Annotated in this window: 24 protein-coding genes; 16 read left to right on the plus strand and 8 right to left on the minus strand. The window is 63.4% G+C overall.

Going from position 1 to position 23,882, the window contains the following annotated elements; genetic code table 11:
- Positions 1–948, plus strand: coding sequence for a cation diffusion facilitator family transporter (locus M729_RS0116145; RefSeq protein ID WP_013529938.1), 948 nt, complete (start codon positions 1–3; stop codon positions 946–948).
- A 202-nt stretch (positions 949–1,150) separates the two neighbouring features.
- Here the strand turns inward: M729_RS0116145 and M729_RS01000000135260 are convergent, their stop codons facing one another.
- A complete protein-coding gene (locus tag M729_RS01000000135260; RefSeq protein WP_032808618.1) occupies positions 1,151–1,357 on the minus strand; it encodes an AbrB/MazE/SpoVT family DNA-binding domain-containing protein in 207 nt (68 codons plus the stop codon).
- 19 nt (positions 1,358–1,376) lie between these two features.
- On the minus strand, positions 1,377–2,495 hold the full coding sequence (locus tag M729_RS0116155) for a hypothetical protein (RefSeq protein WP_027162187.1): 1,119 nt from the start codon (positions 2,493–2,495) through the stop codon (positions 1,377–1,379).
- A 102-nt stretch (positions 2,496–2,597) separates the two neighbouring features.
- Here M729_RS0116155 and M729_RS0116160 point away from each other — a divergent pair, with 102 nt between their 5' ends.
- From M729_RS0116160 to M729_RS0116180, 5 genes are all read left to right on the plus strand, one after another.
- Entirely contained in the window at positions 2,598–3,035 is a 438-nt protein-coding gene (locus M729_RS0116160; RefSeq protein WP_013529935.1) for a DsrE family protein, read from the plus strand.
- 125 nt (positions 3,036–3,160) lie between these two features.
- Positions 3,161–3,940, plus strand: coding sequence for an SDR family oxidoreductase (locus M729_RS0116165; protein WP_013529934.1), 780 nt, complete (start codon positions 3,161–3,163; stop codon positions 3,938–3,940).
- A 63-nt stretch (positions 3,941–4,003) separates the two neighbouring features.
- Complete coding sequence (locus tag M729_RS0116170) at positions 4,004–4,312, plus strand: putative quinol monooxygenase (RefSeq protein ID WP_024504520.1); 309 nt, start codon at positions 4,004–4,006, stop codon at positions 4,310–4,312.
- A 28-nt stretch (positions 4,313–4,340) separates the two neighbouring features.
- Positions 4,341–4,586, plus strand: a complete 246-nt coding sequence (locus M729_RS0116175; RefSeq protein WP_024504519.1) for a type II toxin-antitoxin system Phd/YefM family antitoxin — start codon at positions 4,341–4,343, stop codon at positions 4,584–4,586.
- 91 nt (positions 4,587–4,677) lie between these two features.
- A complete protein-coding gene (locus M729_RS0116180) occupies positions 4,678–5,781 on the plus strand; it encodes an AbrB family transcriptional regulator (protein ID WP_027162188.1) in 1,104 nt (367 codons plus the stop codon).
- Positions 5,782–5,788: 7 nt separating this feature from the next.
- On the opposite strand, the gene M729_RS0116185 is transcribed toward M729_RS0116180, so the two are convergent.
- Together M729_RS0116185 and M729_RS0116190 are read right to left on the minus strand one after the other, a co-directional pair.
- Positions 5,789–6,868 carry a siderophore-interacting protein gene (locus M729_RS0116185; RefSeq protein ID WP_032808652.1) on the minus strand — a complete coding sequence of 360 codons (1,080 nt, stop codon included), beginning with the start codon at positions 6,866–6,868 and terminating at the stop codon, positions 5,789–5,791.
- Positions 6,869–6,993: 125 nt separating this feature from the next.
- The gene (locus tag M729_RS0116190; protein ID WP_027162190.1) at positions 6,994–7,878 is read right to left on the minus strand and encodes a LysR family transcriptional regulator; all 885 of its coding nucleotides are present in this window, start codon (positions 7,876–7,878) and stop codon (positions 6,994–6,996) included.
- A gap of 147 nt (positions 7,879–8,025) precedes the next feature.
- On the opposite strand from M729_RS0116190, the gene M729_RS0116195 reads away from it, so the two are divergent.
- Positions 8,026–9,561 (plus strand): MFS transporter, encoded by a 1,536-nt coding sequence (locus M729_RS0116195; protein ID WP_024504516.1) that lies wholly within the window; start codon positions 8,026–8,028, stop codon positions 9,559–9,561.
- 23 nt (positions 9,562–9,584) lie between these two features.
- On the opposite strand, the gene M729_RS0116200 is transcribed toward M729_RS0116195, so the two are convergent.
- Positions 9,585–10,361 carry an esterase family protein gene (locus M729_RS0116200; protein WP_024504515.1) on the minus strand — a complete coding sequence of 259 codons (777 nt, stop codon included), beginning with the start codon at positions 10,359–10,361 and terminating at the stop codon, positions 9,585–9,587.
- Between the two features lie 4 nt (positions 10,362–10,365).
- On the minus strand, positions 10,366–11,532 hold the full coding sequence (locus M729_RS0116205) for an ATP-grasp domain-containing protein (protein WP_027162192.1): 1,167 nt from the start codon (positions 11,530–11,532) through the stop codon (positions 10,366–10,368).
- An 821-nt stretch (positions 11,533–12,353) separates the two neighbouring features.
- Here M729_RS0116205 and leuA point away from each other — a divergent pair.
- From leuA to M729_RS0116230, 4 genes are all read left to right on the plus strand, one after another.
- Positions 12,354–14,093 (plus strand): 2-isopropylmalate synthase, encoded by a 1,740-nt coding sequence (leuA, locus tag M729_RS0116215; protein WP_027162193.1) that lies wholly within the window; start codon positions 12,354–12,356, stop codon positions 14,091–14,093.
- Positions 14,094–14,277: 184 nt separating this feature from the next.
- Positions 14,278–16,053, plus strand: a complete 1,776-nt coding sequence (locus M729_RS0116220; protein ID WP_027162194.1) for a hypothetical protein — start codon at positions 14,278–14,280, stop codon at positions 16,051–16,053.
- 195 nt (positions 16,054–16,248) lie between these two features.
- Complete coding sequence (locus M729_RS0116225; RefSeq protein ID WP_027162195.1) at positions 16,249–17,052, plus strand: alpha/beta fold hydrolase; 804 nt, start codon at positions 16,249–16,251, stop codon at positions 17,050–17,052.
- A 113-nt stretch (positions 17,053–17,165) separates the two neighbouring features.
- Entirely contained in the window at positions 17,166–17,783 is a 618-nt protein-coding gene (locus M729_RS0116230; RefSeq protein ID WP_013529921.1) for a hypothetical protein, read from the plus strand.
- Here M729_RS0116230 and M729_RS0116235 read toward each other — a convergent pair.
- Positions 17,767–18,690: a metallophosphoesterase gene (locus M729_RS0116235; RefSeq protein WP_027162196.1), complete on the minus strand. Its 924-nt coding sequence runs from the start codon at positions 18,688–18,690 to the stop codon at positions 17,767–17,769. The two genes, M729_RS0116230 and M729_RS0116235, sit on opposite strands and share 17 nt — an antisense overlap.
- A gap of 53 nt (positions 18,691–18,743) precedes the next feature.
- On the opposite strand from M729_RS0116235, the gene M729_RS0116240 reads away from it, so the two are divergent.
- Positions 18,744–19,238 (plus strand): NUDIX domain-containing protein, encoded by a 495-nt coding sequence (locus M729_RS0116240; protein ID WP_027162197.1) that lies wholly within the window; start codon positions 18,744–18,746, stop codon positions 19,236–19,238.
- A 1-nt stretch (position 19,239) separates the two neighbouring features.
- On the opposite strand, the gene M729_RS0116245 is transcribed toward M729_RS0116240, so the two are convergent.
- On the minus strand, positions 19,240–20,232 hold the full coding sequence (locus M729_RS0116245; RefSeq protein ID WP_027162198.1) for a glutathione S-transferase family protein: 993 nt from the start codon (positions 20,230–20,232) through the stop codon (positions 19,240–19,242).
- A gap of 273 nt (positions 20,233–20,505) precedes the next feature.
- Here M729_RS0116245 and M729_RS0116250 point away from each other — a divergent pair, with 273 nt between their 5' ends.
- From M729_RS0116250 to M729_RS0116265, 4 genes are read left to right on the plus strand one after another with little or no spacing between them, the layout of a single operon-like run.
- Positions 20,506–21,042 carry an N-acetyltransferase gene (locus M729_RS0116250; protein ID WP_027162199.1) on the plus strand — a complete coding sequence of 179 codons (537 nt, stop codon included), beginning with the start codon at positions 20,506–20,508 and terminating at the stop codon, positions 21,040–21,042.
- Between the two features lie 60 nt (positions 21,043–21,102).
- Positions 21,103–21,864 (plus strand): 3-hydroxyacyl-CoA dehydrogenase, encoded by a 762-nt coding sequence (locus tag M729_RS0116255; protein WP_027162200.1) that lies wholly within the window; start codon positions 21,103–21,105, stop codon positions 21,862–21,864.
- Positions 21,865–21,871: 7 nt separating this feature from the next.
- Positions 21,872–23,047 carry a CaiB/BaiF CoA-transferase family protein gene (locus M729_RS0116260; RefSeq protein WP_027162201.1) on the plus strand — a complete coding sequence of 392 codons (1,176 nt, stop codon included), beginning with the start codon at positions 21,872–21,874 and terminating at the stop codon, positions 23,045–23,047.
- 31 nt (positions 23,048–23,078) lie between these two features.
- On the plus strand, positions 23,079–23,858 hold the full coding sequence (locus tag M729_RS0116265; protein ID WP_027162202.1) for a HugZ family protein: 780 nt from the start codon (positions 23,079–23,081) through the stop codon (positions 23,856–23,858).
- Positions 23,859–23,882 lie beyond the last annotated feature (24 nt).

The raw sequence follows: 23,882 nt of genomic DNA on the forward strand, positions 1-23,882 counted from the left end.
ATGGCCGAAGCCGAGAACACGATGGCGATCGCGGCCAAGGCGGCCGCGAAGCGCAAGGTCGCGAACCTCGCCTTCTGGTCGATTATCGTCGCCTTTGTCGTGCTCGCGCTGAAAGCTGCCGCCTGGTACGTCACCGGCTCAGTCGCACTCTATTCGGACGCACTGGAATCGATCGTCAACGTCATCGCCTCGGTCGCCGCCTTCTGGGCGATCCAGATCAGCCACAAGCCGGCCGACCAGGATCATCCCTTCGGCCATCACAAGGCCGAGTATTTCTCGGCAGTGCTGGAAGGCGTGTTGATCGTGCTTGCCGCGCTATTGATCCTCAACGAGGTCTGGCGCTCCTGGCAGACTCCGTCACCCTTGGAACAGCCTTGGGAAGGTCTTGCGGTCAACGGCGTTGCCACGATTATCAACGCCTTCTGGGCCTGGACGCTGATCCGCGCCGGCAGGGCGGAGAAATCACCGGCACTGGTCGCCGACGGCAACCACATCATGACCGACGTGGTGACCTCGATCGGGGTCTTCGGCGGCCTGGTCGGGGCGATCCTGACCGGTTGGCAGATCCTTGACCCCGCACTTGCCGTCCTCGTGGCTTTGAACATCCTGTGGCAGGGCTGGCATGTCATAGGCTCGTCGATGAACGGCCTGATGGACCGCGCCGTCGACACCCAGGAACACATGCGCATCCGTGACGTCATCTCGGCCAATTGCAAGGGCGCGCTCGAGGTGCACGACCTCAAGACGCGCATCGCCGGCCGCGCCACCTTCATCGAGTTTCATCTGGTCGTCGACGCAGACATGTCGGTCGGCGCCAGCCATGTCATCTGCGACCGCATCGAGGACGCGCTGAAGGCCGAAATCCCCTCGGTGCGCGTCACCATCCACGTCGAGCCCGACGACGAGGCCAAGCTGCCGAAGGGCACAACCGCCGTGCCGTTTGCCTGAGGCGATTTCCTGTAGCGACTTGGGAAAATTAACCGAAGCTTCTCGACTTCGTCATCCACGGGCGAAGCAGGAGCGAAGCTCCGTCGCGGAGACCCGAAGATCCATGCCGCGACCTTGTCCGTAGAGTGCAGCGGAACAGAATTCTGCACCGCAGCAGCGCTCAGATGTCACGCATGGATCCTATGGTCTGCGCCGCCAGTCTCTATCGGCCTTCCAAAGCTGCCTCAACAAAATCGTCGTCAAGTGGCCCGGTCAAACTGTCGAGCCAGACCCAATCCTGCGCAAGCGGTTCGAGAACGACCGCTCGGCCCTCGCGACGGATTGAAATCTCGCCGGTATCGAAACGGTATTTCTTCGGCATGCGTACTGCTTGCGATCCGCCAGACCAAAAGACTTTTGCCTTATCCATTCGCGCCCTCCATTGAAGCTCAAGGCGAGCAGGCCGATTGCGGCATCGGCTGCAGCCGATAGACCTTGTCGTCGGATTTCGTCTTTCCGGCGTCCGCCTTCGAACACAGGTCGACGATTGCAAGCGCGCTGTTTGGGTTGGCCAGCATCATCGTGCCGTTGGCGCCACGCTTGAGGAAAATCTCCTTCTGCGCGATGTCGCAGGAGAAATTGCTCATCTTCGTGCTGGCCGCGCAGCGCCACTGGTCGGCTTCGCCCTGGCAGGAATAGGTCTGCGTCACCTTGGCCAATTTCTGCCGTGTGGTGACGGTAACGGCAATGTCGGCGCCGTCTGGCCAATTGGCAGTGTCACCGCCCGAGGCGAAGGACGCCAGTTCTACCTTGCCGCGGAAAACCCGGATCGACTGGGTGAGTTGATCGGGGTGCGAGCCGAGATGCGCTGCATCGTAGTCGCGCCCATAGCAGAACGCCTGGTCCGGCTTCAGCCGCTCGCGTAGCGGAGCTCCGAGCGCAGCGGCGACTGGGTCGATGCGCGCGAACTCCGCCTGGCAGGTCGCTGCCGGCATCGGGTCGAGGCGGAAATTGTCATCCTCCGAGCCGAGCGCCCGCCTGTCATATTCCGCTGCGCCAAGCTCCTCTTCTGATCCGGCATCGAGATAGATGTCGGGCTGCAGATCCGAGAGGAACAGCCGACCCTTGTCATCGACCTTCAGCGACGCAAGCGTCCGGTCGCATTCCATGCCGCAATGGACCGGGCCCGTCTTGCCGTCCTCGGAAGCATGATTGCACCAGCCGCCGGCCCATTCAGGCGACTTGGCGCCGCGCACGGTGGTGGCGATGAAGGCATTGTAGGACGTGTCGGAATTCCCGGTCGGTTCCTCGTTCGGCCGGCTGACCGGATCATGGCCGTAGTAGAAGAAGATCCGCCCCACCTTCTGCTTCGGGTGCGCCTTGAGATGCCCCGCATCATAGACGCGGCCGAAACAGGCATCAGCGCCGTTCGGACTGAGTTCGGTAAGCTTCAGCGCATCGTCGGCGGAGGCCGATCCGGCAAGCGCGCCGAGCAGCACGGCGCAAAACCCGGCGCCGGCAACCGTCTTCCATTCCCCCAACCCAAACGCCCATTCCTTCAACGCCATGTGACCTCTCCTCCGCATCGAAAGGACGCAACGGCAATTTATGCTAGTATTGCGGCTGGAGTCACGCAATTCGCGGTCAGCCGCCAAGCGGAGGAGGATGCCATGCGCCGGCGCGATATGTTCCGCACGGTTCTTGCCGGAACCGGAACGCTTCTCGGTCTACGGGCAGCACAGGCAGCCGCCACCGAGCCCACAAGGCAAAAAGTCGCCTACCACTTGAGCGACACCGACAAGGTCAATTTCGTGCTCGGCAACATCAAGAACCATTATGAAGGCACCGGCGGCAAGGTCGACATCGTGCTGGTCGTGCATGGTCCCGCGCTCGCGGCCTTCAAGTCGAAAGGCATATCGGCCGCGATTTCCGGGCGCTTCGCCGGCCTGGTGCAGCAGGGACTGGAACCCCACGCCTGCGCCAACACCATGCACGGCATGGACATTACACTCCCCGACCTGCTCGCCGGATTTCATGCCGCCGACAAGGGCGGCGTCGTCAAACTCGCCGAACTGCAAGGCCAGGGTTACGCCTATCTGCGTCCGTAGAGCGGTTTGTTTGACGCAAATCCCCCGGGGAAAGCGCTCACACTTTTCCTTGAATTGCTCCAAGGCTTGAACACCGGGGTGGCAAGGGCCTACGAAGGGCAGGCAGACATCCCGGAGGAAGAACCGTGCCAGCCACCACACTCAGCATACCCGATCTTGCCGGCAAGGCAGTGCTGGTTACCGGTGCATCGACCGGCATCGGGGCGGCGCTCGCGCTGGCCTATGCAGCGCAGAAATGCAAGGTGGCGCTGCATTATAACTCGAGCCGCGACGCCGCCGAGAAGCTCGGCCTGACGATTGCCGACAAGGGCGGCGAGGTGTTTCTCGTCCAGGGCGATTTCTCCGTCGCCGCCGATGTCGAGCGCGTCGTCGAGGACAGTGCGCAATATTTCGGCCGCCTCGACGGGCTGGTCAACAATGCCGGCGGCATGCTCGGCCGCATCCCCTATGCCGAGCAGACCGAGGCGCATTACGATGCGGTGATGGACCTCAACGCCCGTTCGGTGCTGACTGCTTCGCGCAAGGCGATCCCGTGGCTGAAGAAACAGGGCGGCTTCATCGTCAACACCTCCTCGATCGCCGCCCGCAATGGTGCCGGCGGCGGCGCCGGGCTTTACGGCTCGGCCAAGGCTTTCGTCTCCAATGTGACGCGCGGCATGGCAAAGGAGCTGATCGGCTTCGGCATCCGCGTCAACGCGGTGGCGCCCGGCACCATTCTCACCCCGTTCCACGAGCGCTATTCGACCGACGAGCAGATCAAGGGCATGGTCGCCACCATTCCGCAGGGACGCGCCGGCACGGCGCAGGATTGCGTCGGCGCCTATCTGTTCCTCTCTTCCGACCTTCTCAGCGGCTACATCACCGGCCAGGTGATCGAGGTGAATGGCGGCCAGTTGATGCCTTGAACGGCTATCGGCATACTGGCGATCTGCACGCTCTTGTCGAAAACTTCAAAGGGAGACAACGGAATGTACGGACTGATCGGCAAGATGCGGGCGTCGCGCGGCCACCGCGACGCGGTCATGGATCTCCTGCGCGCCAGCACCGGCGCCCTGCCGGGCTGCCTGAGCTATATCATTGCCCGCGACCCCGCCGATGCCGACGCGATCTGGGTCACCGAAGTGTGGACCGACGCCGAAAGCCACAAGGCCTCGCTGCAGCTTCCCGAAGTCCAGGCGGCGATCGCCAAGGCGCGGCCGTTCATCGCCGGCTTTGAATTCCAAGTCGAGACCCACCCCGTCGGCGGCTTCGGCCTAGCCGACAGCAAGACGGGGTGAGTTCGATGCCAATTTTGAGGAGCAATCTTTGACGCAGACAGTAAACATTCGCGATGCGAAAGCTCATCTGTCGCGCCTTGTGAGACGTGCAGCCCAAGGCGAGTCGTTTGTTATTGCCAAAGCCGGCAAGCCGTTGGCCAGAATCGTGCCGATCGAACAGCCGGCGCTGCAGGCGCGACGGGTCGGTTTTATGGCCGGCCAGTTTTCCGTCCCCGACGATTTCGACCGCATGGGTCGCAATGAGATCGAGCAACGGTTCAACGCCGGCTTGTGAGACCTGTTACTCGACACCTGGGCGGGTGAGACAATCATTTTTCTGTGAATCGCGGTTCGCATTTTTCGCCCTGCGGGTCTAAGAGCGAAACATGGATTCCTCGGCCGAGCAGCCCTCCCCGGACCTGCCCACACTCGAGCGCATGGCGCGGATGCGCAAGCTCTGGCAGTGGCTTGCCCTGCTGGTTGTTTCCTTGCTGTTTGCCGGCGCGCTGGAACTCGCCGCCCTGCCGGCGGCGCTGCTGATCGGGCCGATGCTGGCGGCCATCGTCGCCGGCACCAATGGCGCCACGGTACGCGTGCCGCGTCTTCTGTTCGGCGCCGCCCAGGCGATCGTCGGCTGCCTCGTCGCGGCGTCGATCTCGGCCGACATCTTTCCGGTCTTCACCCAGGAATGGCCGCTGTTTCTCGGCGTCGTGGTGGCCACCGTCACAGCCTCCAGCCTGCTCGGCTGGCTGATCAGCCGCTGGCGCATCCTGCCCGGCACCACCGCCGTCTGGGGCTCGTCGCCGGGTGCGGCCACCGCCATGGTGCTGATGGCGGGTGCCTTCGGCGCCGACCAGCGCCTCGTCGCTTTCATGCAATATCTGCGCGTCATCTTCGTCTCGATGACGGCGGCACTCGTTGCCAAGATGTGGGTCGACACGTCTGATGTCGAGATCCCCGCCATCGTCTGGTTTCCGCCGATCGATGCCCAAGCCTTCGCCGCCACCATCGGCATCGCGGTCGTAGGCGGCCTGGGGGGAAAGTTGTGCCGACTGCCCTCGCCCTTCTTCCTCGGCACCTTCATCTTCGGCACCGTCGTCCATCTCGGCTTGGGCGTGGAAATGCAATTGCCGCAATGGCTGCTAGCCGTCAGCTACGCCATGGTCGGCTGGTCGATCGGCCTGAACTTCACAAGGGCGATCCTGCGCCATGCGGCGCGCGCCTTGCCGCAGATCATCGCCTCGATCGTGGCCTTGATCGCCTTTTGCGGCGGCCTTGCCTTCATGATCAGCCATCTCCTGGGCATCGATCCGCTGACCGCCTATCTGGCGACCAGCCCCGGCGGCATGGACAGCATCGCCATCATCGCTGCAGCAGCGCAGAACGTCGACATCTCTTTCGTCATGGCCCTGCAATCAGCACGCTTCCTGATCGTGCTGCTGATCGGCCCGAGCGTCGCGCGGCTGGTGGCGAGAAGCGTCAGGCAATAGGCAGCGACTAGTCCTCGCCGCCCTCGCCCACGCTGTGCGCGTCCCGGCGCCAGTAGGCCGTAACCAGGTGGCGGTCGCGCGGCAGGCCCCACTGTTTACGCACGATCTTGCGGATCTCCCGGAAATCGCCAAATTCGCAACCGGCCCAGACGTACAGGCCGTCGGCAAGCGCCATGTGCTTGCGCTCGCGCAAGGCGGCGGACAACAGGCCCGCGGTGCCGGCCTTGAGACCGCGCCGGTAAAACCAGGTAATGTCGATATTATCCCCTTGCGCCAGCGCCATCCGGTCATCCGGCCCATCGATCTCGATCAGCGCCTCAGCGCGTGTTGACGGCGGCAGATCTTCCAGAATCCTGCCTATGGCGGGAAGTGCTGTGTCGTCGCCGAGCAGAAGCAAGGTCTGCGCCACCGGAGCGTCGCCGCCACCGGGTCCGATCATGCCGATGACATCTCCCGCCTGTGCATTTTGCGCGAAGCTGGCGGCGGGCGTCTCCTGGCCGGGGTGCAGCACGAAATCGACATCGAGCCAGCCGCTTGCGGCATCCAGCGCCCGGATCGTGTAGACCCGCACGGCAAGCGCATCGTCGCCCGAAGGCCAGACAATCAAGCCATCGGCACCCATCGACGGCCAGAGCGGCTGGCGGCCAGCCGGCGGCAGCAGCAGCCGTATGTGCAGGCCGCCATGGCTGAACCGGCCGAGATCCTTACCGGCGAAGCGCAGACGCTGCATATGCGCCGAGATCCGCGTCGACGACATCACCGTGATCTCGCGGAAGAAGACCGGCATGCCGGCGTCAATGCCGTCGCCTTGCCAATGGATGCCCCTAGTCGTGCCGAGATGTTCGGCGACATGGCCGGCAACCGTCATCTTCATGTAGGACAGGCAGGTTTCGTCGGACGCCGCGACGCGGATCAGTACGCTTTCATCATCGAGCGTGGCGCTCAACGAACCATAATAGAGGCGAAGCTCCCATTGGTCGGCGACGCCGGTGTCGATCTCGAATTCGCTGTGCTCGGCGCGCAGCCGGTCCATCACCGACCTGATCGCCGCGTCGCTGATCCGGGTTTGCGCGCTCAATTGGTCCATCATTCAAGTCCTTTGCAACAGTTCGGGGCAAGCGCCGCAGCGCCACCGCGGTCAGCGGCATGCCACAGCCGCTCAAGCGCTTCCACACAAACATGACTATCACAGTCATATTATGCGATGAACGCCTAGCGCGCCGCAAGGCGATCGGGAAGGAAATCGACGAACACGCGCACCTTCGGCGACAAATGGCGGTTGGAAGGCCACAGCATCCGGAACTGGCCACGGCCGTCGACATGACCGTCGAGAACGGTACGCAGCCTGTCTTCGTACAGCGCCTCACGCACCAGGAAATCCGGCATGCAGGCGATGCCGAGGCCGGCGATCGTGGCACCCTTCAATGCTTCCATGTTGTTGCAGGTCAGCATCGACCGGATCTGCGGTTCAGCGCTTCCGGTTATGAACGGCCACTCCAGCAGCCTGCCGCTGTTGAGGAAGCGGAAGTTTATGCCGAAATGCCTGATGAGATCCGCCGGCTCGCCGGGTATGCCATGGCGCTCGAGGTAGGAGGGCGCCGCGCACAGCAGCATGCGGAAGGGCACAACGGGTCTCGACACGAGGCGCGAATCAGGCAGCTCGCCGCTGCGGATCGCGACATCGATGCCCTCGTCGATGACGTCGACGATCCGGTCGTTGAAATCGATGTCGAGTTCGATCTCGGGATAGCGGGCCATGAACTCCGACAACACCGGCAGCAACAGATGATAGGTGACGATCGGGGTGGATATGCGCAGCCGCCCACGCGGTGTTTCCCGTGTCCGCGACAGCATCGCCTCGGCATCGTCGATGTCGTCGAGGATGCGGCGCACCCGCTCGTTGAACAGCTTGCCCTCTTCCGTCAGGCCAATGCGCCGCGTGCTGCGCTGCAGGAGCCGCACGCCGAGTTCCTGCTCGAGCCGGGCGACACTTTTGCCGACAGCGGAAGCCGAGATGCCAAGCGCCCGTCCGGCAGCGACGAAATTGCCGAATTCGGCGGTGCGGGCAAAGGCCAGGAGCCCGTTGAGACGATCCATCGTGTCATTCCATTCGAGCGTTTCAGTCCGATATACCAGGAGATATAACACTATTCTTCCTGAAATGCCGACGACCTATCTTGTCATCACGACCGGCTCCGCAATCGCGCGGCCCACCGGCGAGTGCTGTTTCAGATAGGAAAATCCATGACTTCCAGGACCACAACCGGCTCTGCCGAGAGATGGCTCGTGCTCTTGTCCGTGTGCCTTGCCGCCATGACGATGCCATTGACCTTCACCGGTCCGGCCGTCGCTCTGTCGCGCATCGCGGCCGATCTCGGCGGCAGTCCCATCGAGCTCAACTGGGTGACCAACGCCTTCATGCTGACCTTCGGCGCCACCCTGATGGCGTCGGGCGCCCTGGCCGACAACCACGGCCGCAAGCGCCTCTTCCTCGTCGGCCTCTCCCTCTATATCCTGGCATCACTGGGCGCGATGCTGGCGCCGGACATCATCTGGTTCGACATCTTCCGGGCCGTGCAGGGGATCGGCAGTGCGGCCGCCTTCGCTGGCGGCGCCTCGGCACTCGCCCAGGAATTCGAAGGGCCATTGCGGCTGCGCGCCTTCAGCTTCCTCGGCACCAGTTTCGGCATCGGCCTCGCCTTCGGCCCGATCGCGTCGGGCCTGCTTATCTCCGCATTCGGCTGGCGGTCGATCTTTCTTCTGGTTGCGGCACTCGCGATTGCCGCCGCCATGCTCGGCCTGCGCACCATCAGGGAATCGCGCGACCCGGATGCGACGGGCCTCGACTGGGCGGGAGCCGGCACCTTCACGATCGCGCTGGCGTCGCTGACCTATGGCGTGCTCCAGGCGCCGCAGAGCGGCTGGGCTGATCCCCTCGTCGTCACGCTTCTGGCCGCTTCTATCATCTGTTTTGTCGCCTTCGTCGTTGTCGAGCGGCAAGCACAACGGCCGATGCTCGATCTCACGCTGTTTGCCTACCCCCGCTTCGTCGGCGTCCAGTTCCTGGCTGCGGCACCCGCTTACGCCTTCGTCGTCCTGCTCGTCCTGTTGCCGATCCGTTTCATCGGCATCGAAGGGATGAACGAGATCAAGGCCGGGCAATTGATGATCTGCCTCTCAGGTCCGCTGCTGATCCTGCCGATGCTCGCCGGCCAGCTGGCGCGCTGGATCGCACCGGCCACCATCTGCGGCGTCGGCCTGCTCGTCGCTGCCGCCGGGCTTGTCTGGCTGAGCCTGACACCACCGGTCGATAGTGCGCTGATGGCGCCGCTGATGCTGATCGGCGTCGGCGTCGCTCTGCCCTGGGGATTGATGGACGGGCTTGCGGTCAGCGTCGTGCCAAGGGAGCGCGCCGGCATGGCGGTCGGCATCTTCAACACCACCCGCGTCGCCTGCGAGGGTGTGGCGCTGGCGATCGTCATGGCGACGCTTTCCGGCTTTGCCGCCGCGCAGCTCGCCGCACAAGGAATGGCATCTTCGACGGACGCAGCGGCGGCAGCCCAGTTGCTGGTGACCGGCAATCTCGGCGAAGCAGCACAACATTTGCCCCAAGCCGGAGCCATTGTTCTGGTCCAGGCCTACGAGACGGCGTTCGACAGGCTGCTGATCGTGTTGGCGGCGATCACCGTCGTCACCGCCCTTGTCGTCTTCCTTGGCCTGCGTCGCGTATCGGCTTCGGAGCGAGAAACCGCCGCCCTGCCGGCATGCCAGGAAGGGTAGCCGTCAGCGAACGGGCCTCGCTATCAATCCAGCCTGTGCATCAGGTCCTCATCCAGCCAACGGCCGAAGAAATAGACCAGTTGCTTGTGCCACCACGGCCAGTCGTGGCTGACATCGCCGCCCCAGTAATCGACCCAGGCGGGAATGGATTTGTCGCGCAGGATCTGTTCCAACCTGCGCGTCTCGACCAGCATCCGCTCTTCCCACGCGCCCTGCCCGCAGCAGAAGATCAGCCTGAGCGTCTTCAGCCGGGCCAGCAGTTTGGGATCGACGATGCCGGGCAGATAGTCGAGCGGCGAGTTGTAGAAAATGTCGCCCTCGAGCGCCCTGCCGAAAAAATCGCGGGCCGAATAGACGCCCGACAGCGCGATGACGCCGCTGGCGAGTTCGGGAAAGCGGAAGACGAAGTTCGAGGAGTGATAGCCGCCCATCGAACAGCCCGAGAACAGCGGCTTCAGCTTGCGCCCGCCATTGGCCTGCTCGGCCGTGGTCAGGAAGTCCGGCAGCGCTTCCTCGCGCACATAGCGGAAATAGGCCTCGTGGCGGGCAATGCGATGGGCCGCGTCGGCATGCTTGTCGAAGAAGGATTCCGAATCGACGCCGTCGACCGTGAACAGCTGGATGCGGCCGGTGTCGATGAATTCGGCCAGTGCGCCCACCCCGCCGGAATCCTCGAACTGGTAGAACCGGCCCTGCGAGGTCGGAAACACCACCACCGGCCGGCCGGCATGGCCGTAGCGCTTGTATTCCATGTCGCGGCCGAGCTGGCTCGAGAAATTCTTGTGATAGGAAATGTCCATCGCCTCACGCCTTTTCCGCGTGGATGTACGCGACCGCTTCGCGCAGCCCTGCTTCGTCTTTCGAGCGCATCTGGTAGGCGTAATTTCCCATGGCGCGGCTGAAAACCTCTTCGATGGCCTGATGGTGGACGATCTTGTCGCGGTGCGCGGCTAGCACGTCCTCATGGCTGTGCAAATAGTGGAGGCGTCGCTTGCGGCTGGCATAGGCGGTGAAATATTTGCCCTCGTAAGGGCCGCCGGCGGCATCCCTGACCACCATGTCGGCCCACGCCGCATAGACATCGATGTCGAACGTATAGTTGATCGCATCGGTCATCCACGCGCCGGGCGGGCGCATGTTGACCTCCAGCGCGATGACACGGTCGTCCTTGGTCTCGAACAGCTCGATGTGGAAGAAGCGTTCCCGCACGTCGAATGCTTTCAGGATCTTTCGACCGGCCTCCTCGACCGCCGGATTGATCCTGGGAAAGCAGGTATAGCTCATGTGGCGGTCCTTGTTGACCACCTCCATGACGCTCTGGTCGTAGCGGTGGCTGGCCGCCAGCACCACCTCGCCGTCGCGGTTGACCAGCCCGTCATAGGTCACCACCAGCCCCTCGATGAACTGCTCCATGACGAAGGTCACGTCCTCGGGCTTGTCCCGGAAGAACTGGTCGAGCTCCTTGGCGTTGGAGATCTTGAAGGTGTTCGATGCGCCGGAACCGCTGTCGGGCTTGACCACCACCGGATAGCCAACGCGCCGGATGAAGGTCATGGCCCCGGCGCGGTCGGAACATTTGCGCTGCGCGATGGTGTCGACGCCGCTCTTGCGGAAGAAGGCACGCATGCGGCTCTTGCGCTTCAGGTTCTTCACGAAATCGAGCTTGGTGCCGTAGATGTTGAAATCGGTGCGGATGTTGGCTTCCAGCTCCAGCCAGTGTTCGTTGAGCGATTCAAAGCGGTCGATGCGGCCCCACTTGTGGATGAAATGCCCCATTGCCCGGAACACCGGATCATAGTCCTCCATGTCGGCGACACGGTAGTACTCGCTGAGCGCCGCCTTCAGCTTGGCGTCGAGCGCGTCATAGGGCGCGTCGCCGATACCGAGCACCCTGGCCCCGGCCTTCTTCAAACGGTCGCAGAAATCCGCGCCATTGGCGGGAAAATGCGGCGAGAAGAACACGAAATTCATGGACGACCCCTCCCGGCGACTGGACATCGCAACCCGTCGCCCAAGTCTGGCGCATTTGCCGCGCCTGGGGAAGAGCACGCGCGTCGGGGTGCCGCCCGTCTCAACCAGCCGGCAGACAAATCGGACAACTCATCTGCTGCCTAATCCGGACGACTGCTTACGACACGGCCTGCCGAACTCAGCTGAACAAAGGCCTGGCGGCGGCAGTCAGTTCGGCGGTGTTGGCAGCTTTTGTGCCGAAAGTTTTTTAATGATAGGAATTTTTTCTTGACTCCCTGCCCTCAGCTAAGGTACATTTTCATCCATGGTGCTGATTTGCGCCAGTGACCCGCCGAACAGGCGGGTTTTTCGTTTGACGCTTCGTCGGCCAACGCGCCGGCAAAGGCTCCGAAGCCCGTTAACCCGGATTCGTTGTCCTGCACGGCCTGCGGCCCGCTTCATCCCCAGCCTCCATTCGCTGGCGATAAAACCGGACAACTCACGTGCTAATCCGGACAACTCATGTGCTTACGACACGGCCCGCGGCCCACTTGCCTCCCACAAGCCGCTCCTGTAAGAGAACCGCCATGAACACGCGCGCCAGCAACGCTTCCCGTCCGACCGGTTTTTCCGGCGAGACCGTGCGCGCGCTGGCTTCGACCCTGCTTCTTCTCGGCCTTATCGGCGATCGCCGGGTTCGCTGAAGGAGCGCCCGGCGGTCGAACCGCCGCGCAAGCGCATGCTCCTTGGCAATCACATCAAGCGAACGAAATTCTGGTAAAGGCGCCGCTCGCCATCAATCCACCTGAAGGTGGATCCATGAGCCGCCGGGAGAAACGACGATGAACGCACGAGAAGAGATCCGCTCCGATGCCGCGGTAGCCGACACGGATTCGGCCAAAGGCATGCCCGACGCGGCTCGCAAATATCAGCCCTATCCGACCGTCGGTCTCACCGATCGCACCTGGCCCTCGAAGGTTATCGACAAGGCGCCGATCTGGTGCTCGGTCGACCTGCGCGACGGAAACCAGGCGCTGATCGATCCTATGGGCCATGAGCGCAAGGCACGCATGTTCGGCCTGCTGCTCGACATGGGCTTCAAGGAGATCGAGATCGGCTTCCCGTCGGCCTCCCAGACCGATTTCGACTTTGCCCGCTGGTGCATCGAGGAAGGCAACGTACCCGCCGATGTCTCGCTGCAGGTGCTGGTGCAGTGCCGGCCGGAGCTGATCACCCGCACCTTCGAGGCGCTGAAGGGCGCCACCAACCCGATCGTCCATTTCTACAATTCGACCAGCGAATTGCAGCGTCGCGTCGTCTTCGAGAAGGACGTCGGCGGCATCAAGCGGATCGCCACCGACGCGGCCAAGATGATCACCGACATGGCGGCCAAGGCCGGCGGAGGCTTTCGTTTCGAGTATTCGCCGGAAAGCTTTACCGGCACCGAGCTGGAAGTGGCGCTGGAGATCTGCAACGCCGTCACCGAGATCGTCAGGCCGACCGCTGACAACAAGCTGATCATCAACCTGCCCTCGACGGTCGAGATGTCGACACCCAACATCTATGCCGATCGCATCGAGTGGATGTGCCGCAACCTCGACAACCGGGAGAACCTGCTGGTCTCGCTGCATCCGCACAATGACCGCGGCACCGGCATCGCCACCACCGAGCTCGGCCTGATGGCCGGCGCCGACCGTGTCGAAGGCACGCTGTTCGGCAATGGCGAGCGCACCGGCAATGTCGACATCGTCACGCTGGCGCTGAACATGTACACGCAAGGTGTCGATCCGTTGATCGACTGCTCCGACATCAACCGGATGAAGGACGTCTATGAATATTCGAACCAGTTGAAGATCCCCGAGCGCCACCCCTATGTCGGCGAACTCGTCTACACCGCCTTTTCCGGTTCGCACCAGGATGCCATCAACAAGGGCATGAAGGCGCTGAAGAAGGCCAATACGAGCCTGTGGGAAGTGCCCTATCTGCCGATCGACCCGGCCGATGTCGGACGCAGCTACGAAGCCATCATCCGCATCAATTCGCAGTCCGGCAAGGGCGGCATCGCCTATGTGCTGCAGGCCGATTACGGCCTCAATTTGCCGCGCAACCTGCAGATCGAGTTCAGCCAGGAAATCCAGGCGATCACCGATGCCGAGGGCAAGGAAGTGCCGGCCAGGCGCATCTACGAGCGCTTTCTCGAGACCTATGTCGACCAGCCCGGCGCGCGGCTGAAATTCCTCGATCACCACACCTATCCCAGCACCGAGATCAAGGGCCGGCGCGTCGTCGAGGCGGTCATCCTCGACAACGGCAAGGAACTGACGATATCGGGCACAGGCACCGGCCCGATCGACGGCTTCGTCGATGCGCTGTCGCGTCATCTCGGTGTCGAGATGTCGGTGCTCGACTATTCCGAGCACTCGATGCAGCGCGGCTCGAACGCGTCGGCCATTTCCTATGTCGAGATGGAATATCCCGGTGGCAAGCTGTTCGGCGCCGGCATCAACACCAACATCGTCGCCGCCTCGCTGGAAGCAGTGATGTCCGCCGCCAACCGTACCGTCGGCAAAAAAGCCGGCTGACGCCCAACGGGAACAAAGATCGGAACCGTCCCAATCTGGTGATCGGTTCCGACCTTTCGGGCCGTTAACCACCGCGGAATTATCCGGTGGGTACGTGATCGCATAATGGGGTGTATACTTGTGTGGTGGTGCGGGACCTATATGATCGCGCCTCAACCTGTGCCGACTTCGAGAGGATCGACACTTGCAGCATGCCACGCCTGCCGCCCCCGCAGTGCGCGAGACACTGGAGCGACTGCTTGCCAGCCAAACGTTCGGCCGATCCGAACGCGCGCGCAAGCTGCTACGTTATCTTGTCGAACGTGAACAGGCCGGCGAAGCCGACAGGCTCAAGGGCTTTTCCATTGCCATGGATGTTTTCGGCAAGGACGGCGATTTCGACCCGTCCACCGATGCCGTGGTGCGGGTGCAGGCAGGCAGGCTGCGCGAGCTTCTGCAGCACTATTTCGCCAATGAGGGAATTGCCGAACCGGTCCGCATCGCCATTCCGCGCGGCGGCTATGTTCCTGCCTATGAATCGAATGCGATCCGCCTGCCGGATATTGCCGAGGCTGTTCCCGAACTCAGGCTGGACGGCGCCGCATCCGCCGATCGGTCAAACGAAGCCGGCACGGGCACGCCGGAGGCGATGTCTCTGACTTCCGTACCGACTTCGCCTGCCCCCTCGGTGGCGCGCCATCTCCGCTTTTTCTGGATGGCGATCGCCCTGGTCATCGCCATGCTGGGCGTACTGATCCTTCGCCAGGGCAGCACTGCCTTGCTGGCAGGCGGCGACATCTCGGCAACGCCGGAGACCGCTGGCGCAACCGCAAGCATCACATCGTCGGCAAGGGCTGACGCCCTGCCGCAAGTCTATATCGGACTCAAGGCTGACGGCCCCGACGCCAGCCGTGTCGCCGCATCGCTGCGCGCCGGCCTGAGTGGCTTCGATACGATCGACTTCATCGGTCGCGACACCGTCAACGATCCAGCCGACGACGCTGCGAGCTTCATATTCGACATCCTGCCCGGACCGGACGCGGGCGATATCACGATAGAACTGCAAAGCATGGCGTCCGGACGGGTGCTTCTATCGCGCAATCTCACCCCTGCCGACAGCGCACCTGCGGCGGTCGAAGACCGTATTGCCGACATGCTGAGCTCGGCACTCCCCGCCTCCGGCACCATCTACAACTATATCGAGCAGACCGGCACGCCAAACGGTCTGACGCAGTGCCTGCTGCTCAACGGCAAATATTACCTCGACCAGAACGCCAGGACCCATGAGGCGGCCTATCGTTGCCTCGAGAAGCTGGCCAATGGTGGAACCAAGTCCTCGCTCGTCTATTCGGAACTTGCTTCCCTGCATCTCGAGGCGGTGTCCGATCATTACGCCTATCCGCCCAACGCGACGATTGAAACAGCCGTCGAGTTCGCCCATCGCGGCGTGCAGATGGGTCCGACCAGCCCTTATGCGCATCGCGCCTACGGCTATGTCAGTTCGCGCCTCGGCAATACGGACGAATCAATCCGCTGGATGCGCAAGGCCTATGAACTCAACCCCTACGATCTCGGCATGGCCGCCGCTTACGGCTACGGGCTGATCTTCGCCGGACGATACGCCGAGGGAACGCCGATCCTCGATCATGCGGCGGAGACCTTCAGCGGACACCCGACATGGTGGGACTATGGGCTGTTCGTCGGTGAGCTCATGCTCGGCGACACGAACAAGGCAGTCGCGGCCAGCATGGCACTGAGAACGACGGCAACGAAATCACACTATCTGGCGGCACGGCTGATCGGCGCCAAGGCTGCCGGACAGGACCATCTGGTGAGCACGCTGCTGAAACAGTTGACCACCGAGTTCCCCAAATTTGCCGCCGATCCGCGGGCGACTTTCGTCGAGCGGAAATATCCGGCCGACCTGACCGACCGGCTGGTTCAGGCACTGCGTGCTGCCGGGCTCGGCAGCCCGAGCTGACACCATCGACGTCCGCGCTGGCTGCGCCGTGTCCCGATGGATTTACTGCGCTCCGATCGCCGAATGCCGGTTGATCCCCAAGTTCTGTACACAACCGTACAAATCGCGAAAATTTTACTGGTCATCATGTCGGACTAGGAGCAATTCAGCCACGATTGGTGTCGCGCATTCTGCAATAACAAAAAATCAGCTTTCATGACCGCATCACTTTTTGCCGCCGAAGAGGGTGTTGGCTCGAAGGCCATCGTCCTGCTGCATGGTTTCGGCGGCTGCCACGATGTATGGCGCGAGGTGATTTCCGCCCTAACGCCTTCCACGCATACGCTGGCCTATGATCTGCCTGGGCATGGGATGTCGCTCGACTTTCCCGCCGCCGGTCCGGCCAGGGTGGCGGCCAAGGCCGTGCTGACCGACCTCTCGGAGCGTCGGCTGAAGCGCGTTCATCTCGTGGGCCACTCGATGGGTGGTGCCGTGGCGGCGCTGATGGCGCTGGCCGAGCCCGAAAAGATAGCCTCGCTGACGCTTCTGGCGCCGGGCGGCCTTGGCCCCGAAATCAACGGACCGCTGTTGCGCCGCTATGCCGAAGCCGCGGATCGGTCCGAGATCCGCTCCTGCCTCTCCGTGATGTCGGGACCGTCTGCCCTGCCGCTCGAACATACGGTGGACATCCTTTGGGAAATGCGCAGGCGACCCGGCCAACTCGAAAAGCTGGTCGGGATCGCGGCCGCCATGACCGTGGACGATCGGCAAGGCGTCATCCCGCACGATCGACTCGATCGGCTGAACATGCCGGTAATGGTGGCATGGGGAACCAGCGATGCGGTGCTGCCCTTTACCCAGGCGGATGACCTGCCGGCGCATTTTCACGTGCACCACGTGCTGGAGGCGGGCCATATGCTGGCCGAGGAAGCACCCGACCTCGTTGCCGAGATCATTCGCCGCAACACCAGCCGCCGCGCCAGGCCGCACCGCCAGAAATTCGCCGCCGCAGCAAGCTGACTTTTTCGCGCACGACGACCCTCCTGAGCATCCCGACGCCGTCGATCTCGCCAGTGCATTTTGCCGGCGGCTGTGTTAACCCAGTGTTAACCAAACCCACGAGGCAGACGCCGATGAAGGAAGCAGGCGAGAAGACCATCGACCAGTCGAAGAAACTGTCCGATGCCATCCGTGATGTCAAAAATGCCTTCGCCGACCGCGACGATGTCGTCGTCGACATGCGCGAGGCGCATCGCATGCGTCTCGATCTGCTTGCCGCCGAGCTGGCGCCGGTTTTTGCCGATGTTCCGGCCGACATGGACAATTTCGACTTTGTCGTCTCGTCGGGCTTGCAGCCGCGCCTGTGGATCGACGCCATCAGCCATGTCGCCATGGGGCGCGACCGCCGCACCTATCGCTTCCTCAAGGACACCCGCATCGGCCGGGTGGTGCTTGCCGAATCCACTGAGATGAAATCGGTTGCCGATTCCGTGACGCGCTATGTCGCCGAGCGCATCGTCGAGCGTCAGAGGATGCTGGAAGGCGGCGTCGAACCCGCCGTCGCCGGCCTGAAACGTGCGTATGTGCCAGAAGCCGAACCGCCGCTGCGCGCGACGGAGCGCGGCAAACGCTGGTCGGCCCTTCTGTCCGGGCTTGGCCTGGTCGCTGCCGGCGCACTGGTCGGCCTTGTGGTGTCGGTCGTCCTGTTCTGGGACCGCATCGTGGCCATGGTTGTCAATTTACGGCCATAGCGGCCTCGGCGCCAAGCTCCACCGTCTGCAGATCGGATGGCGGTATGGACGGCCCGGTCAGGCCGCGCCGTGTCAGCCGGATCCGCCAGTTTCCCTTTTCACCGTCGATGTCGAACAGATTATACTGCGCCGCCGGGTGCTTGCCACCCGGCGCCTGGCCGGCGGCAGCGACACCGACCGCCGGGATCCTGACGCCTCGACCGCCGATGAAGAACAGCGACGGCAGATGCGAATGGCCGTGCAGCACAAGGTCGGCGCCATGGCGGCGAATGATCTTGTTGAAGCGGGCGATGCCGAACAGCCGCTTGTGCTGCGGGACCGCGCCGCGCACCGGCGGATGATGGATCATGATGACGCGGAACAGCCCCTGTCCGGCAGTGTCCTGGAGGATTTTGCCGAGCCTATCCCCCTGGCCTTCCATGAAAAACCCATTGGCCATGAAGGGTGCCGTGGCGCGCGCCGTCGAGACGCCGATCAGCGCGACATTGCCGCGTACACGCAGATAGGGGAAGGCGTTGCGGTCGACCGGCGTGTTGACGCCGTCGCCGCTCATCCACGCCGCCCAGGACCGGCAGACCTTGTCGAAGGCGCCTGGCACATAGGCGTCGTGATTGCCCGGAACGACCGAAACATCATGCGGCGGCCCCAGCGTCTCCAGCCAGTGCCTGGCCATCTCGATCTCGCCGTCGAGCGCCAGATTGACCAGATCGCCGGTGACGGCGAGGTGATCAGGCGTGTTCGCCTTGATGTCGGCGACGATCGTGTCAATGACCGCATCATGCATATGGCGGCGGCGGTTGCGCTGCCAGTTGACATAGCCGAGCACGCGCTTGGAGGCGAGATCGCGATAGGATACATCGGGGAGCGGCCCCAGATGGACATCGGAAATATGCGCGAGCCTGAACATACAACCTTCATAGGCGACCCGCGCGCGGCTTTCCACCCACGGTTTCGCTATCAATGACGAGCCCTGAAGATACCTTCCGCCAGACCGGCTGGCCAGGGTTGAGGGCCAGGCTGTTCCATCTCTATTTCGTGCTGCGGAGGCCGATGACGCTTGGCGTGCGCGGCCTGATCCACGACACAGCGTCCAGATCCGTCTTCCTTATTCGACATACCTATGTACCGGGCTGGCAGCTTCCCGGCGGCGGCGTCGAAGTCGGCGAGACGATGAACGAGGCGCTGGCCCGTGAACTGGCCGAGGAAGGCAACATCGCTCTGACCGCCCCGCCGGTGCTCAAATCGATGCATTTCAACCGCCGCTCCAGCCACCGCGACCATGTCGGCTTTTATCTGCTCGAGCATTTCAGCCAGACGGCGCCGAAGCTGCCGGACCACGAGATCGCCGAAGCCGGCTTCTTCCCGCTCGACCGCTTGCCGCAGGGCACGACGCCGGCGACGCTGCGCCGGATCGCCGAGGTTTTTGACGGCGAGCAGCCCTCGCCCTACTGGTAGATCAGGCCGCCGCTTTCTCGAAGCGCGCCCGGTCATGCCGTGCGCCATAATCGAGATCCGGTCCGACAGGCACGATCCGCGTCGGATTGATCGTCTGGTGGCTGCCGTAATAATGAGCCTTGATGTGATGCATGTTCACCGTCCCGGCCACGCCAGGGACCTGATAGAGATCGCGCAGATAGTTGGACAGGTTCGGGTAGTCGGCGATGCGGCGCAGATTGCATTTGAAATGGCCGACATAAACCGGATCGAAGCGCACCAGCGTGGTGAACAGCCGCCAGTCGGCCTCGGTGATACGACCGCCGACGAGATAGCGCTGTTTTGCCAGCCGCTCCTCCAACGTATCCAGCGCCGAGAACAGCTCGCCGAAAGCCTCTTCATAGGCGCGTTGCGTGGTGGCGAAGCCGGCGCGATAGACGCCGTTGTTGATGGCTGGATAGACCAGCGCATTGATGCGGTCGATCTCGCCGCGCAACGCCTTCGGATAGAAATCCAAGCTGGCGTCGCCCCATTCATCGAAGGCTGAATTCAGCATGCGGATGATTTCGGAAGACTCGTTGGAGACGATGGTCTGCTCCTTTTTGTCCCACAGCACCGGCACAGTCACCCTGCCCGAATAGGCGGGATCGGCCTTGGCATAGATCTGGTGCAGGAAGTCGAGGCCGTAGAGCGTGTCGCCCGTGGCGCCGTCCTCAGCTACGAACGTCCAGCCGTTGGCGCCCATGAAATGATGCACCACGGACACCGATATGATGCCCTCCAGCTTCTTCAGCGCGCGAAAGATCAACGTCCGGTGGGCCCACGGACAGGCAAGCGAGACATAGAGGTGATAGCGGCCGGGCTCGGCCTTGAAACCGCGCGTCCGGCCTTCGGCGGGCGCCCCGTCAACGGTGATCCAGTCGCGCCATTGCGACTGCGCCCGCACGAACCTGCCACCATTGTCCGCCGTATCGTACCAGCGGTCCTGCCATCTTCCTTCGACCAGCAATCCCATGCGAATCTCCTTGCGTCCTGTTGGTTGATGTAGGCGCAAGGCTGCCCTGTCGAAGACGTCAGGTGCTGAACAGACCGTCACTTGGCAGAAATGACGGACAGAAACGGCCGATTGCAGCGGCGGGAAATTGATGCTAGCGGACAATCCGCATGTTCGACTTTGCTTTGATCCGGTTTGACCGACGACGAAAGGGCGCCCGCGCTTGACGAAGCGCTGACTGGCGAATGCTGCCGTTGCAGCAACCTTTCCTCCTTGTACCGGACCGCAAAGACCATGAGCCTTGCCGACGTGAGATACCTGCCGGAAACCCCGGCGCACGACCCCGAGATCGAAGCCATCAACGACGAAGCCTTCGGGCCCGGCCGCTTTGTGCTGGCCGCCTACAAGATTCGTGAGGCCGGAGGGCACGAGCGCTCGCTGTCCTTTGTCGCCGTCAATGGCGACATCGTCGTCGCCTCGGTGCGCATGACCCGCATCGCCGCCGGTGCCGGCCGCGCATTGATGCTCGGGCCGCTCGCCGTGCGGCCGGCCTTCAAGAATCTCGGCATCGGCCGCCGGCTGGTGGCGATCGCGCTGAAGGCCGCTGCCCGGGCCGGCGCACCTGCCGTCATGCTGGTCGGTGACGAGCCCTATTACGGGCCGCTCGGTTTCAAGCGGATTCCGCGCGGCCAGATTTCGATGCCGCGCCCCGTCGACCTCGACCGGCTGCTGTCGCACGAGATCGCGCCGGGCGCGGTCGCCAGGCTCTTGGGCGAGGTCTGCCACGCCGATCAGGCCAGGGTGACCGATCCTACCGCGGCGATGGCTTGACCTTTCCCATCGATCTGGCGCCTGATCCGTCCACTGTTCCTGAGATCAAAGGATGACGTCATGAACCCGAACGGCCAGATCGCGATCGTCACCGGCGGCGGCTCCGGCCTTGGCGAGGCAACGGCGCGCGCGCTGGCCACCAAGGGAGCCCGCGTCGCCATCTTCGATGTCGGTATTGACCGCGCGGTCAAGGTCGCGGCCGAGATCGGCGGTATTGCCGTCCAATGCGACGTCAGCAGCGCCGACAGTGGGACTGCTGCCCTCGCCGACGTCGCCGCCAAGCTTGGCGAGCCGCGTATCCTGATCAATTGCGCCGGCATCGCCATCGGCGTGAAGACGATCGGCAAGGATGGTCCCCATCCGCTTGATCAGTACCGCAAGGTGATCGAGGTCAATCTGATCGGCACGTTCAACATGATCCGCCTCGTCGCCGAACGCGCGTCGAAGCTCGAGCCGCTGCCGGGCGGCGAGCGCGGCGTCATTGTCAACACCGCTTCGGTTGCCGCCTATGATGGCCAGATCGGCCAGGCCGCCTATGCGGCGTCCAAGGGCGGCGTCGTCGGCATGACGCTGCCGGTGGCGCGCGACCTTGCCCGTTCCGGCATCCGCGTCTGCACCATCGCTCCCGGCATCTTCAAGACGCCGATGATGGCCGGCATGCCGCAAGAGGTGCAGGATTCACTGGGCGCCGCCGTGCCGTTCCCGTCGCGCCTGGGCGAACCGTCCGAATATGCCGCTCTCGCCCTGCACATCATCGAGAACCAGATGCTGAACGGCGAGACCATTCGCCTCGACGGCGCCATTCGCATGGCGCCGAAATAAACCGGTCATGAGCGCCGGCCTGTCCGCTGCCGCTAAAACCGGTCCGCTGACCGGGCTGAAGGTGATCGAGATGGCCGGGCTCGGCGCCGTGCCGCTGGCCGGCCTGATGCTGTCGGAGATGGGCGCGCAAGTGTTGCGCATCGAACGGGCGGGGACGAGCCAGCTCCTGCCGCTGCCGGATGAGTATAACATCGACCGCCATGGCCGCGCCGTGCTGCGCCTCGACCTGAAGCGCCGTGAAGGCACCGATCTGTTGCTGCGCCTTGCCGAAAAGGCGGACATGTTGCTCGAAGGCTTTCGCCCGGGCGTCATGGAGCGGCTCGGCCTCGGCCCGGAAACGGTGCTGGCGCGTAACCCGGCGCTGATCTACGGCCGTATGACCGGCTTCGGCCAGGACGGCCCGCTCGCCGGCCGCGCCGGCCACGACATAACCTACCTCGCCTATAGCGGCGTGCTGCACGCCATCGGCCATGCCGGCGGTCGTCCCGTCCCGCCGCTCAACCTCGTTGCAGACTATGGCGGTGGCGCCATGATGCTGATTGCCGGCGTGCTGGCCGCCCTGTTCCAACGTTCGCGCACGGGCAAGGGTGAAGTTATCGACGCCGCGATGGTCGACGGCGCCTCGATGCTGGCGGTGCCCCTGCACGCCTTGATGGCGGCCGGCTTGTGGAGCGACAAGCGCGGCGCGAACCTGCTCGATTCCGGCGCCCCGTTCTACGACACCTACGAGACGTCGGACGGACGTCATATCGCCATCGGCTGTCTCGAGCCGCAATTCTTCGCCGAATTCGCCAGGCTGCTGCCGCTCGACGAGCGCTTTGCATCCGGCCAGTACGACAAGGCCCTGTGGCCGCCGATGCGCGCCGCCATTGCCGATCGGATCCGGCAGAAACCACGCGACGACTGGGACCGGTTGTTCGCGCAAACCGATGCCTGCGTTGCACCCGTTCTGTCGCTGCAAGAGGCAAAGCACCACCCGCACAATCGGGCACGCAACGCCTCTGTGACGGCAGGTGCATTTGAGCGCCCGGCCCCGGCCCCGCGTTTCTCGAGTTCGCAACCGACATTGGCCACTATGCCCGGCGATGAGGATTTGTTGCCGTCGACAACGCTGGCACGTTTCGGCTTTGCGAAAGCCGAGATCGACGACCTTGTCAAATCCGGCTTGCTGACCGATAACTAGAGAACAAAGATCAACTTACTGCGGTGCTGCCTTGGACGAGCCGAAGAAGGACGTGATCCGTGAGACGGACGCCGAAGCGATCCGGCTGGCGAAGACGCTTCTGCGCAGCGCCCGCTTTGGCGCCCTGGCGGTGATCGAACCGCAAGCCGGCTCGCCGCTGGCCAGCAGGGTTGGCGTGGCCACCGACATCGACGGCGCGCCGCTGATCCTGGTGTCGATGCTTTCGGCGCACACCGGCGCGCTGCTTGCCGACCCGCGCTGTTCCCTGTTGCTCGGCGAACCAGGCAGGGGCGACCCGCTGGCGCACCCGCGCCTGACACTGGTCTGCCAGGCGGCACGGATCGAGCGCGGATCGGCCGAACACGCCCGCACCGAGCGCCGTTACCTCAATCACAATGCCAGGGCGAAACTTTACGCCGGTCTCGGTGACTTTTCGATCTTTCGCCTCGATCCGCAACGCGCCAGCCTCAACGGCGGCTTCGGCAAGGCCTATCAGCTCGATCGATCGGATCTGCTCGCCAGCGGACCGGTCGTCGAGGAACTCGCGGCGCGCGAACAATCGGCCATCGACCACATGAACGCCGACCATCTCGACGCGATCGCCGTTTACGCACAGCATTTCGCCAAAGTATCCGGCAACGGCTGGCGTATTGCCGGATTCGATGCCGATGGCATGGATCTGGTGTCGGGCGACGATGCTTGCCGGGTCTTTTACCCGCAACCTCTGGGCGCAGCAGGTGAATTGCGGCACGTTCTGGTCGATATGGCGAGGGCGGGCCGAGCCATTGTCGACGCCGGGACTGAGACTTAATTATGCTGGATCAAAAGCAACACT

The sequence above is a fragment of the Mesorhizobium sp. WSM1293 genome (assembly GCF_000513875.1).
In the GTDB taxonomy this organism is placed as follows: Bacteria; Pseudomonadota; Alphaproteobacteria; order Rhizobiales; family Rhizobiaceae; genus Mesorhizobium; species Mesorhizobium ciceri.